The organism is Delftia sp. JD2 (assembly GCF_001682645.1).
Classification (GTDB): Bacteria; Pseudomonadota; Gammaproteobacteria; order Burkholderiales; family Burkholderiaceae_C; genus Comamonas; species Comamonas acidovorans.
This window is the reverse complement of sequence record NZ_LFJT01000009.1, coordinates 42,338-59,191: the sequence shown is the minus strand read 5'-3', so window position 1 is coordinate 59,191 and position 16,854 is coordinate 42,338. Positions and strand designations below refer to the sequence as shown.

Sequence of the window (16,854 nt, the reverse complement as noted above, 5' to 3'; positions counted from 1 at the left end):
TGGTTGAAGGACGTGACTATGCCATTGCACTGGTTGGCGCTCATCCGGTACAGGGGGTCGGCGGTATACATCTGCCCCGCAGGGTCCGCGCCCTGGTAGGCCAGCAGATCCCGCCCCTCCGTGGTGATGGGGGGTGTCTGCGGGTTTTCGAAGTCCTCGCTCCAGACAATGACCGGCGCGACCGGGATCCTCGGCGCAGCCATTGCCACCTGGCCGCACAGGGCTGGCACAAGCAAGGCGCCTCCAAGCCAACTCCATCGGAACCGGACGCCAGCGACAGGCCGCAGCTTCAGCCGGCGAGCCCTCGCAATCAGTTTGAGTGTTTTCATGACGGTGCTTCCTCCCAAGCGTTTGCTATTCGGAGGTCCGCCGTACTGTCACGACCTGTGCTTCACACCACCCAAGTCAGCATTCCGGGACCTCCACAATCCCAGCTGCTGACTATATAGTTAATAACTATTGATGATTGTCATCAATTGTTTTTACAAATGATGAGGAAGCGGCGCTTACCTTTCGGGCCTGAATTCAAGAATGTCTGCGCTGCGATTGGCCAGCCACTGCGGTGCCAGTGACCCGGCCACCATCCCCGTCACAGCCGCCAGCAGGCCCGCCAATTGCTGCGGAAATGCCTCGTGCAAAGCAGGAGTGGCCATGAAGACCACCCACACGCCAATGCCCAGTGCCACGGCGCAAATGGCGCCCTGCGTGGTGGCGCGCTTCCAGTACAGCCCGAAGACCAGGGGCACGAAGGCGCCGACCAGCGGCACTTGGTAGGCGCTGGAGACCAGCTCATAGATGGGCGTTCCTTCCATCTTGATCGAGTAGGCCAGCACGCAGATGCTGAAGACGAGCACGCTGATGCGCATGGCCAGCAGCATTTCCCGGTCGCTGGCCTGGGTGCGGAACTGGCGCCAGATGTTCTCGGTGAAGGTCACGCTGGGCGCCAGCAGCGTGGCCGAGGCACAGGACTTGATGGCCGACAGCAGCGCGCCGAAGAACAGCACCTGCATGACGAAGGGCATCTTGTCCATGACCAGGGTGGGCAGCACCTTCTGCGGGTCCTGCTTGAGCAGCTCCGCTGCCTCCTGCGGCATGATGATCAGCGCGCTGGCCACGAGGAACATGGGCACGAAGGCGAAGCAGATATAGGCCGAGCCACCGATGACGGTGCCGCGCGTGGCGGCCTTCTCGCTGTGGGCCGACATCACGCGCTGGAACACGTCCTGCTGGGGAATGGAGCCCAGCATCATGGTGATGGCCGCGCCAAAGAAGAAGAGGATTTCATGCCAGCTGGGCTCGGGCCAGAACTGGAACAGATCGCGGCTCACGGCCAGGTCGATGACCTTGCCGGCACCGCCAGCCATGTCGCTGGCAAACCAGGCCAGCACCACCAGGCCGACGACCAGGATGATCATCTGCAGGAAGTCCGTCACCGCCACCGACCACATGCCGCCGAACAGCGTATAGGCCAGGATGGACACCACGCCGATGGCCATGCCCACGGGAATGCTGACCGTGCCGCCCGACAGCAGGTTGAACACCAGGCCCAGGGCCGTGACCTGGGCCGAGACCCAGCCCAGGTAGCTGAGCATGATGATCAGCGAGCAGACGATCTCGATGGACCGGCCATAGCGGTGGCGGTAGTAGTCGCTGATGGTCAGCAGCGTCATGCGGTACAGCTTGCCCGCGAAGAACAGGCCCACCAGGATCAGGCACATGCCCGCGCCGAACGGGTCTTCGACCACGCCGCGCAGGCCGCCCTCGATGAACTTGGCGGGCACGCCGAGCACGATCTCCGAGCCGAACCACGTGGCAAACGTGGTGGTGATGATCATGTACATGGGCAGATGGCGCCCGGCAATTGCGAAGTCGGCCGTGTTCTTGACCCGCCTGGCCGCCCACAGGCCGATGGCGATGGTCACGAACAGGTAGGCGATCACCATAGAGAGCAGCACGCTGGCACTCCTGTTTCAAAGTGGGAAAAGGGAGAGGTCCGGAAACCCGTCAGTGTTCTCAGTACCAGCGCAGCCGCACCACCAGTTGCAGCAGGATCAGCGCGATGACAAAGCCGATGCCGGCGCTGACGATGGCCTGCAACAGGCGGTTGGTGAGCTTTTGCTGCTGCAGCAGCTCCTTGAGCAGTTCGTCGTGCTCGCCGGAGTTGCGCGTGAGCCGGCGATGGATCAGGCGCGGCAGCTCGGGAATGAGCTTGGCATAGCGCGGCGCCTCGGCCAGCAGCTCGCGCCACAGCCGTTGCGGGCCCATCTGGTCCAGCATCCATTTTTCGAGGAAGGGCTTGGCCGTGCTCCACAGGTCCAGGTTGGGGTCCAGCTGGCGCCCCAGGCCTTCGATGTTGAGCAGCGTCTTTTGCAGCAGCACCAGCTGCGGCTGGATCTCGACTTGAAAGCGGCGCGAGGTCTGGAACAGGCGCATCAGCACCATGCCCAGCGAAATCTCGGCCAGCGGACGGTCAAAGTACGGCTCGCAGACGGCGCGGATGGCGGCCTCCAGCTCGTCCACGCGCGTGCTCGGCGGCACCCAGCCGCTTTCGATGTGCAGCTCGGCCACGCGCTTGTAGTCACGGCGGAAGAACGCCGTGAAGTTCTGCGCCAGGTATTCCTTGTCGTACTCGGTCAGCGTGCCGACGATGCCGAAGTCCAGCGAGATGTAGCGCCCGAAGGTCTCGGGCTCCAGGCTGACCATGATGTTGCCCGGGTGCATGTCGGCGTGAAAGAAGCCATCGCGAAAGACCTGGGTGAAGAAGATGGTCACGCCGTCGCGTGCCAGCTTGGGGATATCCACGCCAGCTTCGCGCAGGCGCTCGACCTGGCTGATGGGCACGCCGGTCATGCGCTGCATGACCATCACGTCGTTGCGGCAGAAATCCCAGTACACCTCGGGGATCAGCACCAGGTCCAGCCCTTCCATGTTGCGGCGCAACTGCGCGGCGTTGGAGGCTTCGCGGATCAGGTCCAGCTCGTCGTGCAGGTAGTTGTCGAACTCGGCCACGACCTGGCGGGGCTTGAGGCGCTTGCCGTCGGCCGACAGGCGCTCGACCCAGCGCGCCATCATGTGCATCAGCGCCAGGTCCTTGTCGATCACGGTCTTCATGCCCGGACGCAGCACCTTGACGGCCACGTCGCGCTGCACGCCGTTGCGGTCGCTGATCACGGCAAAGTGCACCTGGGCGATGGAGGCGCTGGCCACCGGCTCGCGCTCGAAGCTCACGAAGATCTGGTCCAGCTTCTTGCGGAAGGCGCGCTCGATGGTGTCCACCGCAATCTGCGAATCGAAGGGCGGCACGCGGTCCTGCAACCGGGCCAGCTCCTCGGCCACGTCGGGCGGCATCAGGTCGCTGCGCGTGGACAGCACCTGGCCGAACTTCACGAAGATGGGCCCCAGCTCCTCCAGGGCCTCGCGCAGGCGCTGGCCGCGCGGCTTGTCCAGCCGCCGGCCCAGCGTGAGCACCGCGCGTGCGCGGCGCATCCAGGGATGCTCGAAGCTCGACAGCACCAGTTCGTCGAGTCCGTAGCGGAACACCACCCAGAGGATGGTCAGCCCGCGAAGAAACCGGCTCATGGCTTGTCGTTCTCGAAACCGGGCAGGGATACCACGGGGGAACCAACGGGCGCGCTGGCGGGCGCTGCCGCACGTGCGGCCTCGGGGGCGGGGGCATCGGCATCGGGCTTGCCGGCCATGCGGGCGCCTACGAACTGGCGTAGTGCCTGGGCGGCGCTGCGCGCGACCTTGGCCACGGTGTGCGCGGGCGCATCCCCGATGATGCGGGCCAGATCTTCCTCCACGTCCCATTCGACGTGGTCCACCAGCCAGTTGATGTCGGCGGCCAGTTGCACGTCGCCCTCGATGCGGATGGAGGGCTTGTCTCCGCGCAGGGCCACCTGGGCCAGGGCCAGCGGGGAGGTCTCGGTGACTTCAAGCAGCAGGTCGGGCTGCGCGCCTTCGGGCGCCACGTTGAACAGGCCGGCGGGCGTGATCTGCAGGGCCATGGAGTAGCCGCGCCACTGCACGCGCGCCACGCGGCCCTTTTGCCGCACGAGGCGCTCCATCGCCTCTTTCTCCTGCATCAGCACATGGTTGAGGAACAGCACGAGGCGCTGATGCACCTCGCTGACCAGCCATTGCGGCGGTTGCGGACCGGCCATCACGCGTTCCATGAGACCGTTCAGAAAAGAAAAAGGGGACTGTGTTGCCATAGTCCCCGATTATTCCCGAAGTGAGAGGATGCGGCCGACGCAAATCCGGTCGAGACAAGTGGCCAGCCCATGGCGTGACCCCCTGTCGCATCCCTGGCTTGCGCCGGTCCTCTGCAAATTTCTTACTGCAGTGCCTGGACGCCAGCGACCAGCCAGCCGCTGCTGCCGCTCTTGGGCTTGGTCATGTTCCAGACCTCGCGGAAGGGCGTGGGGCCTGCCGAGGCGTCCTCGCGGATCATTCCGGAGAATTCCACGCTGGCCATGTAGTCATTGCCCAGATCCTCGATGCCCAGCAGTTGGGCATCGATCATGACCACGTCGGTCTGGTTGGGCTGGCCAGGGCGCTGCACCTCGCGCTCGCTGAGCTGGCCACGGATCTCGGTCAGCATCTCGTCGGTCATCATGGCGCGCAGCGAAGCGATGTCCGAGCGGTCCCATGCCGATTGCAGGGTGACGAAGTTGCGCTTGGCAGCCGTCAGGAAGCCTTCGGTGTCGAAGCCTTCAGGCACACCCCAGTTCTGCGAGCCTGCCAGGGCAGAGCCGATCTGCACGCCGGAACCCGAGGCCAGGGCGGCCGGCTGGTGGTTCTGCTCCCAGGGGCGGGCCGAGGCGTCGTTGCCGACCTTCTCGGGGTTGTACTGGCGTGCCAGCGGTGCGCTGTCCACGTTGCCACCCATGTTACCCGCGCCCGCAGGGGCGGCGTTCTGGAAGGCGAAGGGGCTGGACGATGCCTGCTGCGCGCCGGCCGCTGCACGGCGCGAGCGCATGACCATGCCCACCACGACCATGATGACCAGGGCCAGCAGGGCGATCAGCAGGAACTGGCCGAAGGCGGCGCCCAGACCCAGCGAGTGGGCCAGCCATGCCAGACCCAGGCCGGCGGCCAGGCCGCCGAGCATGGCGCCCCAGGGCTTCTTGGCCGGAGCGGCCGCAGGCGGCGTGGCAGGCTTGCCCGCAGCGTTCTGTGTGGCGGCGTTCTGCGGCGGCGTGTTCTGCGCCGGCGCGCGCGTAGCTTCACGCTGCGTCACATTGCTCGACTGCTTGCCCACCGATCCGCCACCGCCCATGCGCTTGGCGTCGGCCGTGCCGTGGACCACCACCAGCATCGCGACCAAGACCATAGACCATAGCTTTTTCATGTCATCTCCTCGAATAATCGTGTTGCCGTCACCTCACCGAACGCCTCACGCGCTCAGCACTTGATTCCCACATGCAGGGCCGCAATGCCGCCCGTCATGTTGTGATAGTCCACATGGCCGAAGCCGCATTCCTGCATCAGGCGCTTGAGATCTTCCTGGCCGGGGTGCATGCGGATGGACTCGGCCAGATAGCGGTAGCTGGCGTCATCGCCCGCCACGAGCTTGCCCATGGCCGGAAGAATCTTGAAGGAGTACCAGTCGTAGGCTTTCTCCAGGGGCTTGGCCACCTTGGAGAACTCCAGCACCAGCAGCTTGCCGCCGGGGCGCAGGACACGGTTCATTTCCTTGAGCGCCGCATCCTTGTGGGTCATGTTGCGCAGGCCGAAGGCCACGCTGACCAGATCGAAATGGTTGTCGGGAAATGGCAGAGCCTCGGCATCGCAGACCATGGTGGGCAGGATGACGCCCTTGTCGATCAGGCGGTCGCGGCCCACGCGCAGCATGGCTTCGTTGATATCGGTGTGCACCACCTGGCCGGTGGAGCCGACCTTCTTGGCGAAGGCCAGGGCCAGATCGCCCGTGCCACCCGCGATGTCCAGCGCCTTGTCGCCTTCCTTGAGGTTGGCCACCATCACCGTATAGGCCTTCCAGGCACGGTGCAGACCACCCGACATCAGGTCGTTCATGACGTCGTAGCGCGAAGCGACCGAGTCGAACACGCCGCGCACGCGGCTGGCCTTCTCGCGCTCATCCACCGACTGGAATCCGAAATGTGTGATGCTCATAACAACGATGCTAAGCAAGCAGTAGTAATGCGTACAGCGACAACCCCGTGTGGCCACGGGCTTTGCCGTGCAAGGGTTATCAAGAACAAACCGCTTGAAACGCCTTCAAACAAAGACTTTCAAGCTATTTTAAATATAGCACCACCCCCAATAACCCTGTGCCGTACAGAGGTCCGGAATGTGGTGCGAGGGGAACGGCGCCATACAGCGCGCACCCGTGCGCGGCGTCAGTGGCTGCCGCAGCCGTGTCCGCCGCCGCTGGCCTTGCCGGGCATGGGCGTGTCGCGGTCCATGCCGGACTCCTGCAGCCGGTCCAGGTACTGCGCCCAGAACTCGTCCTGGCGGCGGCCCAGTTCGTAGAGGTATTCCCAGGTGTACAGGCCGCTTTCATGCCCGTCGCTGAAGAAGGGCTTGATGGCGTAGTTGCCCACGGGCTCGATGGCCGTGATGGACACCTCGCGCTTGCCCGTCTGCAGCACTTCCTGGCCCGGGCCGTGGCCCTGGACTTCGGCCGAGGGCGAGTACACGCGCAGCAGCTCGAAGGGGATGCGAAAGCTTGCGCCGTCGGAGTAGGCGACTTCCAGCACGCGCGATGCGCCGTGCACGGTCAGGGCTTCGGGGGTTGGGGTGTCAGGGGTCAGGCCGGCCATGCGGTGCTCCTCATTCAGTGGCGGGGTGCTGCTGCCAGGCATCGAGTGCCTGGACCAGCGCCGTGTCTATGGCTGGCAAGCGCGCTGCCACCTCGGCCTCGCGCTCGCCATTGCGCGGGCGCTGGGCCGGGGCCCAGACCGCGCCCGGGAAATGGCTGTCCCAGTCAAAGCGCGCAATCACATGCCAGTGCAGGTGCGGCACCATGTTGCCCAGTGCCGCCAGGTTGATCTTGGCCGGAGCAAGGCGCTCACGCAAGACGCGCTCGACCACGACCACGGCATCCATGCAGTGCTGGCGGTCGGCGGCGTCCAGGTCGGAGAACTCGGCCGCATGCGCATTCCAGACCACGCGGTAGAAGGCCGGGAAGCCCTCCTCCTGCGCGCGGATTACGCGCAGGCACCGGCCGCGCCAGACAGGCAGGCCGCCTTCTGTGGCGCACAGGAGGCAGGAAGCGGGAGCAGCCATCAGACCAGAACCCGTTCGATGCCGCCGGCGTTGGCGCGCTGCACGTACTCGGCCATCCAGTTCTCGCCCAGGATCTGGCGCGCCATCTCGACCACGATGTAGTCGGCTTCCAGCAGGCCGTTGTTCATGTCGCCACCGTAGCGCGACAGGCCCTGCAGGCAGCTGGGGCAGCTGGTGAGGATCTTCACGTTGTCCTTCTCGGCCAGGGCGCCGCTGGCGCGCAGCGCGGCCTCGCCCTTCTTGAGTTCCTCTTCCTTGCGGAAGCGGATCTGCGTGGAGATGTCGGGGCGCGTGACGCCCAGCGTGCCCGATTCGCCGCAGCAGCGCTCGCTCTTGACCACACCCTCACCCACCAGCGCCTTGACGGTCTTCATCGGGTCCTGCAGCTTCATGGGCGAGTGGCAGGGGTCGTGGTAGAGGTAGCCCTCCTTGCCCTGCAGCGTCACGCCCTTTTCCAGCAGGTATTCGTGGATGTCGATGATGCGGCTGCCCGGGAAGATCTTGCCGAACTCGTAGCCCTGCAACTGGTCGTAGCAGGTGCCGCAGCTGACCACCACGGTCTTGATGTCCAGGTAGTTGAGCGTGGTGGCGACGCGATGGAAGAGCACGCGGTTGTCCGTGATCATCTTCTCGGCCTTGTCGAACTGGCCGCTGCCGCGCTGGGGATAGCCGCAGCACAGGTAGCCGGGTGGCAGCACGGTCTGCACGCCGGCATGCCAGAGCATGGCCTGGGTGGCCAGGCCCACCTGGCTGAACAGGCGCTCGGAGCCGCAGCCGGGGAAGTAGAACACCGCCTCGGTGTCCGCGCTCGTGGTCTGCGGGCTGCGGATGATGGGCACGTAGTCCTTGTCCTCGATGTCCAGCAGGGCGCGCGCCGTCTTGTTGGGCAGGCCGCCCGGCAGCTTCTTGTTGACGAAGTGGATCACCTGCTCCTTGAGGGGAGCACGCCCCACCGAGGCCGGCGGACGCTGGGTCTGCTTCCTGGCCAGGCTGTGCAGCACGTCGGAGGCCAGGCGCTGGGCCTTGAAGCCCACGCCGACCATGGCCGAGCGCATGAACTTGATGGTGTCCGGATTTGTGGCGTTGAGCATGGCCATGGCCAGCTTGTTGCCGGGCCTGAAGCTCTTCTTGTCCATCTTGCGCAACAAATTGCGCATGTTCATGGTCACGTCGCCGAAGTCGATCTTCACCGGGCAGGGGTTGAAGCACTTGTGGCAGACCGTGCAGTGGTCCGACACGTCCTCGAACTCCTGCCAGTGGCGCAGCGACACGCCGCGGCGCGTCTGCTCCTCGTAGAGGAAGGCCTCGACCAGCAGCGAGGTCGCCAGGATCTTGTTGCGCGGGCTGTACAGCAGGTTGGCGCGCGGCACGTGGGTGGCGCACACGGGCTTGCACTTGCCGCAGCGCAGGCAGTCCTTGACCGAGTCGGCGATGGCGCCGATGTCGCTCTGCTGCATGATCAGCGACTCGTGCCCCATCAGGCCGAAGCTGGGCGTGTAGGCGTTGGTCAGGTCGGCGAACATCAGCGATTCGCGCGGCGAGCGGCCGTCATGGCTCTGGCCTACCACGGCCTGCAGCTTCTCGTTGCGGATCAGCTTGCCCTTGTTGAAGCGGCCTTCGGGGTCCACGCGCTGCTTGTAGGCGGCAAAGGGCGCCAGCTCGTCGTCGCTGAGGAACTCCAGCTTGGTGATGCCGATGCCGTGCTCGCCCGAGATCACGCCGTCCAGATGGCGGGCCAGCACCATGATGCGTGCCACGGCCTCATGGGCAGTCTGCAGCATCTCGTAGTCGTCGCTGTTGACCGGAATATTGGTGTGCACGTTGCCGTCGCCGGCGTGCATGTGCAGCGCCACCCAGACACGGCCCTTGAGCACGCGCTGGTGGATGGCGTTGACTTCGGCCAGCAGCGGCTGGAAGGCCGCGCCCGCGAAGATCTGGGCCATGGGCGCCTTCAGCTGGGTCTTCCAGCTGGCGCGCAGCGTGTGGTCCTGCAGCTGCGAGAAGAGGTTCTCGACATCGTCGAGCCAGCCCTGCCACAGCGTGCGCACGTCGGCCACCAGGGCCAGGGCCTGCTGCACGCGGTCCTCCAGCAGCTCGGCCGAGGGGATGTCGCCCGCATCGTCCTGCTTGCCCAGCGGCAGGTCGCCGTGCTGGAAGAAGTCCGTCAGCGCATCGCACAGCTTGAGCTTGTTGCGCAGCGACAGTTCGATGTTGATGCGCTCGATGCCGTCCGTGTACTCCCACATGCGGGGCAGCGGGATCACCACGTCTTCATTGATCTTGAAGGCGTTGGTGTGGCGCGAGATGGCGGCCGTGCGCTTGCGGTCCAGCCAGAATTTCTTGCGCGCCTCGGCGCTGACGGCCGTGAAGCCTTCGCCGTTGCGCGAGTTGGCAATGCGCACCACCTCGGCGGCCACGCGGGCCACATCGTCGGCGTTGTCGCCGGCAATGTCGCCCAGCAGCACCATCTTGGGCAGATGGCCGTTGCCCTTCTTGCTCTTGGTGGCGTAGCCCACGGCCTTCAGGTAGCGGTCGTCCAGGTGTTCCAGGCCGGCCAGCAGCACGCCCGAGCGCTTTTGCTCGGCGAACATGAAGTCCTTGATCTCGACAATGCTGGGCACGGCGTCCTTGGCGTTGCCGAAGAACTCCATGCAGACCGTGCGCGTGTGCTCGGGCATGCGGTGCACCACCCAGCGCGCGCTGGTGATCAGGCCGTCGCAGCCCTCCTTCTGGATGCCCGGCAGGCCCGACAGGAACTTGTCGGTCACGTCCTTGCCCAGGCCTTCCTTGCGGAATTTCTGGCCGGGAATGTCCAGCCGCTCGCTGCGGATGGGGGTCTTGCCGTCTGCCTCGAAGTACTGCAGCTCGAAGCTGGCCATCTCGGCGTCATGGATCTTGCCGAGGTTGTGGCCCACGCGCGTGACTTCCAGCCACTGTGCATCGGGCGTCACCATGCGCCAGGACACCAGGTTGTCCAGCGCCGTGCCCCAGAGCACGGCCTTCTTGCCGCCCGCATTCATGGCGACATTGCCGCCGATGCACGAGGCCTCGGCCGATGTGGGGTCCACGGCGAAGACGAAGCCCGCGCGCTCGGCCGCATCGGCCACGCGCTGCGTGACCACGCCGGCTTCGGTGAAGATGGTGGGCACCTCGTGGTCCACGCCGGGAATGCGGCGCATCTCCACCTCGGTCATGGCTTCAAGCTTTTCGGTATTGATCACCACGCTGCGCCAGGTCAGCGGGATCGCACCGCCCGTGTAGCCCGTGCCGCCGCCGCGCGGAATGATGGTCAGGCGCAGCTCGATGCAGGCACGCACCAGGGCGGCCATCTCGGCTTCGGTATCGGGGGTGAGCACGACGAAGGGGTACTCGACGCGCCAGTCGGTGGCGTCCGTCACATGGGCCACGCGCGACAGACCGTCGAACTTGATGTTGTCCTTGGCCGTGTGGCGGCCCAGGCTTTTCTGCACGCGGCGGCGCAGTTGCTCGGCCTCGACGAAGGTGGCGTTGAACTCATGCACGGCGCGGCGCGCCGCATCCACCAGCTGGCCCACCAGCGCATCGCGCACGGGGTCCTGCTGCGGAGCACGGCGCTTGTCGATCTCGCCCAGGCGGTGCTCCAGGGCCTCCACCAGCGACTTGCGGCGGTCGGGACTGTGCAGCAGGTCATCCTGCAGGTAGGGATTGCGCTGAACGACCCAGATGTCCCCCAGCACCTCATAGAGCATGCGGGCGGAGCGGCCCGTGCGCCGCTCCTGGCGCAGCTGGTTGAGCACATCCCACATGGACGTGCCCAGCAGGCGGATCACGATCTCGCGATCGGAAAACGAGGTGTAGTTGTAGGGAATCTCTCGCAGACGTGCAGGTTCGGCAGCCTGTGCCTGCAGGGCTGCCAACGCAATCGGTACATTCATGGGGTAGACCGTGTCTGGCGCTCTCGGGGCGCCGCTAAGCCAAGTGGGAGCGCAATTTTAAGCGAGCGCCCCGAGGATGCGCTTCCCACGGGGCTCTGGACGGCGCGCCGTCTTGGCCCGCGAAGCCAGCCCTCGCCAACGTGGCGGGATCTTACGGAGCCCGGTGAAGGTGCCTTATACAGAAAGAGCACAAACGAGCCAATACGAACAACCCGGCTTTTGAAACGAAATGGTATTGACCTAAAATAGCGCCGCTTCGCGTGTCATTTTTTGTCACACGACTGACATACGGGACCAGCGGCTCACCGGGTTTGGCCTGTAGTGCGGTACGAAGCATCCGAAAACAATGACACAGACATGTCATGCCCCTGCCTTACCGTGGCAGCGGTCTGAAACCGTCACCGAACTAGAGGAGTCCTCATGCAACTGAAGCAACTGGCCATGGCAGCCGCGATCGCGGCCACCACCATCTCGGCACAAGCCCAAACCGAAATCCAGTGGTGGCACTCGATGAGCGCAGCCCTGGGCGACTGGGTGAACGACTTGGCCAAGGAGTACAACGCCAGCCAGACCCAGTACAAGATCGTGCCGACATACAAGGGCCAGTATGACGAGTCGATGACGGCCGCCATCGCCGCGTTCCGCGCCGGCAACGCGCCTGACATCCTGCAGGTCTTCGAAGTGGGCACGGCCACCATGATGGCCTCCAAGGGCGCCGTGGTGCCCGTCACCAAGATCATGAACGACGGCGGCTTCAAGTTCGACCAGGGCGAGTACATCTCCGCCGTGGCCGGCTACTACACCGCCCCCAACGGCCAGATGATGAGCTACCCGCTCAACAGCTCGACCACCATCTTCTACTACAACAAGGACGCCTTCAAGAAGGCAGGCCTGGACGAGAACAAGCCGCCCAAGACCTGGCCCGAAGTGTTCGCCGCCGCCGAAAAGCTCAAGGCCTCGGGCCACCGCTGCGCACTGACCACGAGCTGGATGAGCTGGACCCAGCTGGAGAGCTTCTCGCTGTGGCACAACACCCTGTACGCGACCAAGAACAACGGCTTTGACGGCACCGATGCCAAGCTGGTGTTCAACTCGCCGCTGCACGTCAAGCACTTCGAGAACCTGGCCAAGGCCGCCAAGGATGGCAGCTTCGTCTACAAGGGCCGCGGCAACGTGCCTGACGCCGCCTTCGCTTCCGGCGAGTGCGCGATGATCACCGGCTCCTCCGGCCTGTATGCCCGCGTGGTCAAGGAAGGCAAGTTCGCCTTCGGCCAGTCGCAACTGCCCTACTACGCCGATGTAAAGGGCGCGCCCCAGAACACTGCCATCGGCGGTGCCTCCCTGTGGGTGATGGCCGGCAAGAGCGCCGAACGCTACAAGGGCGTGGCTGACTTCTTCAACTTCCTGAACAACACCAAGATCCAGTCCGCCAGCCACCAGCGCACCGGCTACCTGCCCGTGACCACCGCTGCGTACAAGCTGACCGAGGCTTCGGGCTTCTACGAAAAGCATCCCGGCACCGATACCGCCGTGACGCAGATGATCCGCAAGACCACCGACAAGTCGCGCGGCATCCGCCTGGGCAACTTCGTTCAGATCCGCACCATCATCGATGAGGAAACCGAACAGATCTGGACTGGCAAGAAGACTCCCCAGCAAGCCCTGGACACCGCTGTCACCCGTGGCAACGAGCAACTGGGCCGCTTCGCCCGGGCCAACAAGTAATCCTCCCATGTGATCTGCGGTGTGGCCGCTGCGCAGGCAGCCCGCACCGTGCATCACAGGCCCGCAACCGGCGGCCCCACGGCCATCCGGTTTGCGGGCTGTTTTGTTCTACCGAGTTCCGTCATGGAAAAACGCGTTCTTTTTCGATCCGCCTGGCTGCCGTGGTTGCTGATAGCACCACAGATGGTCATCGTGCTGGTCTTCTTTTTCTGGCCTGCAGGCCAGGCCATCGTGCAGTCGTTCCAGGCGCAGGATACGTTTGGCTTCTCCACCGAATGGGTGGGGTTTGCCAACTTCCAGCACCTGCTGGATGACCCTGCCTACCTGGCCTCGTTCAAGACCACGGCCATCTTTTCCGTGCTGGTGGCGGTGTTCGGCATTGCGCTGTCGCTGATGCTGGCCATCTTTGCGGACCGCGTGATCAAGGGCGCGCTTGCCTACAAGACCGCCTTGCTGCTGCCCTATGCCGTTGCGCCCGCCGTGGCGGGTGTGCTGTGGGTGTTCATGTTCTCGCCGTCCATCGGCGTCGTGGCCTATGCGCTGCGCATGATCGGCTATGACTGGAACCACCTGCTGAACTCCGGCAACGCCATGACGCTGATCGTCATCGCCGCGATCTGGAAGCAGATTTCCTACAACTTCCTGTTCTTCCTTGCGGGCCTGCAGTCCATCCCCAAGTCGCTGATCGAGGCCGCCGCCATAGACGGCGCGGGCCCCATGCGCCGCTTCTGGGACATCCAGTTCCCGCTGCTGTCCCCCACCACGTTCTTCCTGCTGGTGATGAACGTGGTCTATGCCTTCTTCGACACCTTCGGCATCGTGGACGCCACGACCCAGGGCGGTCCGGGACAGGACACCTCCATCCTGGTCTACAAGGTCTATCACGACGGCTTCAAGGCCATGGACATGAGCGGCTCGGCCGCGCAGTCGGTCGTGCTGATGGTGATCGTGGTTGCACTGACCGTGATCCAGTTCCGCTATGTTGAGAAGAAAGTGCAGTACTGATCATGGTTGAACGCAGTCCCCTTCTCTCCTTTTTCTCGCACCTGATCATGGTGCTGGGCGTGATCATCGTCGGCTTTCCGCTGTACCTGGCCTTCGTGGCCTCCACGCACACGCCGCAGGACATCATCCAGGTGCCCATGCCCCTGGTGCCCGGCAGCAACTTCTGGGAAACCTACAAGGCCGCGCTGTTCGGCGGCTCGGGCCCCGGCTCCAGCGCGCCCGTGGCACGCATGATGTGGATCAGCTTCGTCTCGGCCATGGTGATCACCGTGGGCAAGATCGCGATCTCGCTGCTGTCGGCCTTCGCGCTGGTGTACTTCCGCTTCCCGTTCAAGAAGATCTGCTTCTGGCTGATCTTCGTGACCCTGATGCTGCCCGTGGAAGTGCGCATCGGCCCGACCTACGAAGTCGTCTCCACGCTGGGCATGCTCAACAGCTACGCCGGCCTGACGATTCCGCTGATCGCCTCGGCCACGGCCACCTTCCTGTTCCGCCAGTTCTTCCTGACGGTGCCGGACGAGCTGGTGGAGGCCGCCCGCATCGACGGCGCAGGCCCCATGCGCTTCTTCAAGGATGTGCTGGTGCCGCTGTCCAAGACCTCGATCGCGGCGCTGTTCGTGATCCAGTTCATCTACGGCTGGAACCAGTACCTGTGGCCGCTGCTCGTGACCACCTCGGAAGACATGTACCCCGTGGTCATCGGCATCAAGCGCATGGTGGCCAGCGGCGATACCGGCAACGACTGGAACGTGGTGATGGCGACGGCCCTGCTGGCCATGCTGCCGCCCGCCGCCGTGGTGATCCTGATGCAGCGCTGGTTCGTCAAGGGCCTGGTGGACACCGAAAAGTAAACCGCCCGCCGCCGCCCCAACCCACCGTATAGAACCCCGCAGAGCAAGCGCCAGCGCCCTTCGCTCTGCGACTCAACCAGAATCTTCGTATGGCATCCATTTCCTTTCGCAACCTGATCAAGCGCTACGGCCAGGGCCCGTCGGCCAACCAGGTACTGCACGGCGTCAACGCCGAAATCAAGGACGGCGAGTTCGTCGTCATCGTCGGCCCTTCGGGCTGCGGCAAGTCCACCCTGCTGCGCATGGTGGCGGGCCTGGAGGAGATCTCCGACGGCCAGCTGCTGATCGGCGACAAGGTGGTCAACGACGTGGAACCGGCCAAGCGCGACATCGCCATGGTGTTCCAGAACTATGCGCTGTACCCGCATATGTCGAACTACGAGAACATGGCCTACGGCCTGAAGATCGCCAAGGTGCCGCCCGAGGAGATCAAGCGCCGCGTGGACAAGGCCGCCAAGATCCTGGAGCTGTCCCATCTGCTGGACCGCAAGCCGCGCCAGCTGTCGGGCGGCCAGCGCCAGCGCGTGGCCATGGGCCGCGCCATCGTGCGCCAGCCCAAGGTCTTCCTGTTCGACGAGCCGCTGTCCAACCTGGACGCCAAGCTGCGCGGCCAGACCCGCATCGAGATCCAGAAGCTGCACGCCGAGCTGGGCATCACCAGCCTGTTCGTGACCCACGACCAAGTCGAGGCCATGACCCTGGCCCAGCGCATGATCGTCATGAACGGCGGCGTGATGGAGCAGTTCGGCACGCCCGAAGAGGTCTACCACACGCCCGCCTCCACCTTCGTGGCCAGCTTCATCGGCTCGCCCCCGATGAACCTGCTCAAGAACGCGCCCGGCGGCACGGCCGGCCGCATCCTGGGCATCCGCCCCGAGCATCTGGTCGTCGTCAGCGAAGGCGGCTGGGAAATCAAGGTGGACACCGTTGAAATGCTGGGTGCCGAACGCCTGGTCTATGGTTCGCTCAATGGCGAGACGATGACGGTGCGCATCGACGAAGGCGCGCCCTTCCCCAAGTCCGGCGAGACCATGCGCGTGCGTCCTTCCGAAGAGCGTCGCCTGCACTGGTTCGACGCAGAATCCGGAAAGCGGATCTGATCCCCTGAAGGCCGGTTCTCCGACCTTTTCCAAGAGAGCCCCAGAGGCTCTCTTTTTCCATCCAAGCTCCCTTCTTTTGACGGACTCGCCATGACCGAGAACCTGAAATCCTGGCCCTACCCCCTGTGGGTGGCCCACCGCGGCGCAGGCAAGCTGGCGCCCGAGAACACCATGGCCGCCTTCCGCCTGGGCGCCGCGCATGGCTATCGCATGTTCGAGTGCGATGCCAAGCTGTCTGCCGACGGCGTGCTGTTCCTGATGCACGACGCCACGCTGGAGCGCACCACCAACGGCCACGGCGCTGGTGGCGACCTGTCCATGGGCGAGATCGCCCAGCTGGACGCCGGCAGCTGGCACTCGCGCGCCTTTGCGGGCGAGGCCCTGCCCACGCTGGAAGCCCTGGCGCGCTGGTGCCTGGCCAACCACTTCTTCCTGAACGTGGAGATCAAGCCCACGCCCGGCCAGGAAGAGGCCACGGGCCGCGCCACGGGCGAGCTGATGAACCGCATCTGGCCCAGGAATCGCATCCAGCCGCTGTTCACCTCGTTCAAGACCGATGCGCTCAAGGGCGCACGCGACACGGCACCGCACATTCCGCGCGGCCTGCTGGTGGACAAGCTGGCCGATGCCACGGGAGACGCCGACCTGCGCACCGCGCTGGACCTGGGCTGCGCGGCCATGGTGCTCAACCATGCGCTGTGGGACGCCGCGCTGGTCGCCAAGGTGCATGGCGCGGGCCTGCGCTGTAGCAGCTATACGGTCAACGACGAATGGGCCGCGCAGCGCCTGATCGACCTGGGCACGGACGGCGTCATCACCGACCGTGTCGATATGTTCAGTCCCGCATCGCGCTGAGGCGGCTGCCGGCTGGCGGGGCCGGACCTTTGGAAACAACCGTCGCGGCGGCCCGCCGCACAATGTGCGTCCATGACACCGCCCCGCCCGTGCCCTCTCCCGCTGCGCCCTACGTGGGCGCAGGCCTTGCGCCAATGCCTGGCCACCGGC

13 protein-coding genes are annotated in these 16,854 nt (G+C 64.9%); 5 read left to right on the top strand and 8 right to left on the bottom strand.

What is annotated here, in order from left to right; all coding sequences use genetic code 11:
• Window positions 1-506: 506 nt before the first annotated feature.
• The 8 genes from ACM14_RS07360 to ACM14_RS07325 all read right to left on the bottom strand — a co-directional run bounded on the left by ACM14_RS07360 (window position 507) and on the right by ACM14_RS07325 (window position 11,168).
• Entirely contained in the window at window positions 507-1,955 is a 1,449-nt protein-coding gene (locus ACM14_RS07360) for a sodium:solute symporter family protein (protein ID WP_065345758.1), read from the bottom strand.
• 58 nt (window positions 1,956-2,013) lie between these two features.
• A complete protein-coding gene (ubiB, locus tag ACM14_RS07355; protein WP_013800840.1) occupies window positions 2,014-3,579 on the bottom strand; it encodes a ubiquinone biosynthesis regulatory protein kinase UbiB in 1,566 nt (521 codons plus the stop codon).
• Window positions 3,576-4,214: an SCP2 domain-containing protein gene (locus tag ACM14_RS07350; protein ID WP_065345757.1), complete on the bottom strand. Its 639-nt coding sequence runs from the start codon at window positions 4,212-4,214 to the stop codon at window positions 3,576-3,578. The genes ubiB and ACM14_RS07350 overlap by 4 nt, the downstream gene beginning before the upstream one ends.
• Before the next feature lie 122 nt (window positions 4,215-4,336).
• On the bottom strand, window positions 4,337-5,353 hold the full coding sequence (locus tag ACM14_RS07345) for a Tim44 domain-containing protein (RefSeq protein WP_012207258.1): 1,017 nt from the start codon (window positions 5,351-5,353) through the stop codon (window positions 4,337-4,339).
• Between the two features lie 53 nt (window positions 5,354-5,406).
• On the bottom strand, window positions 5,407-6,138 hold the full coding sequence (gene ubiE, locus ACM14_RS07340) for a bifunctional demethylmenaquinone methyltransferase/2-methoxy-6-polyprenyl-1,4-benzoquinol methylase UbiE (protein ID WP_065345756.1): 732 nt from the start codon (window positions 6,136-6,138) through the stop codon (window positions 5,407-5,409).
• 227 nt (window positions 6,139-6,365) lie between these two features.
• On the bottom strand, window positions 6,366-6,788 hold the full coding sequence (locus tag ACM14_RS07335; RefSeq protein ID WP_013800837.1) for a gamma-butyrobetaine hydroxylase-like domain-containing protein: 423 nt from the start codon (window positions 6,786-6,788) through the stop codon (window positions 6,366-6,368).
• Between the two features lie 10 nt (window positions 6,789-6,798).
• Window positions 6,799-7,254, bottom strand: coding sequence for an HIT family protein (locus ACM14_RS07330; protein WP_065345755.1), 456 nt, complete (start codon window positions 7,252-7,254; stop codon window positions 6,799-6,801).
• Window positions 7,254-11,168 (bottom strand): DUF3683 domain-containing protein, encoded by a 3,915-nt coding sequence (locus ACM14_RS07325; protein ID WP_065345754.1) that lies wholly within the window; start codon window positions 11,166-11,168, stop codon window positions 7,254-7,256. The genes ACM14_RS07330 and ACM14_RS07325 overlap by 1 nt, the downstream gene beginning before the upstream one ends.
• A 420-nt stretch (window positions 11,169-11,588) precedes the next feature.
• On the opposite strand from ACM14_RS07325, the gene ugpB reads away from it, so the two are divergent.
• The 5 genes from ugpB (at window position 11,589) to ugpQ (ending at window position 16,704) form a co-directional block, all read left to right on the top strand.
• Entirely contained in the window at window positions 11,589-12,893 is a 1,305-nt protein-coding gene (gene ugpB, locus ACM14_RS07320; protein ID WP_013800834.1) for a sn-glycerol-3-phosphate ABC transporter substrate-binding protein UgpB, read from the top strand.
• Window positions 12,894-13,016: 123 nt separating this feature from the next.
• Window positions 13,017-13,898, top strand: a complete 882-nt coding sequence (gene ugpA, locus ACM14_RS07315) for a sn-glycerol-3-phosphate ABC transporter permease UgpA (RefSeq protein WP_012207264.1) — start codon at window positions 13,017-13,019, stop codon at window positions 13,896-13,898.
• A 2-nt stretch (window positions 13,899-13,900) separates the two neighbouring features.
• On the top strand, window positions 13,901-14,749 hold the full coding sequence (gene ugpE / locus ACM14_RS07310; protein ID WP_012207265.1) for a sn-glycerol-3-phosphate ABC transporter permease UgpE: 849 nt from the start codon (window positions 13,901-13,903) through the stop codon (window positions 14,747-14,749).
• Window positions 14,750-14,838: 89 nt separating this feature from the next.
• On the top strand, window positions 14,839-15,849 hold the full coding sequence (ugpC, locus tag ACM14_RS07305) for a sn-glycerol-3-phosphate ABC transporter ATP-binding protein UgpC (protein ID WP_034396898.1): 1,011 nt from the start codon (window positions 14,839-14,841) through the stop codon (window positions 15,847-15,849).
• Window positions 15,850-15,939: 90 nt separating this feature from the next.
• Complete coding sequence (gene ugpQ, locus ACM14_RS07300) at window positions 15,940-16,704, top strand: glycerophosphodiester phosphodiesterase (protein ID WP_065345753.1); 765 nt, start codon at window positions 15,940-15,942, stop codon at window positions 16,702-16,704.
• The last annotated feature ends 150 nt before the right edge of the window (window positions 16,705-16,854 follow it).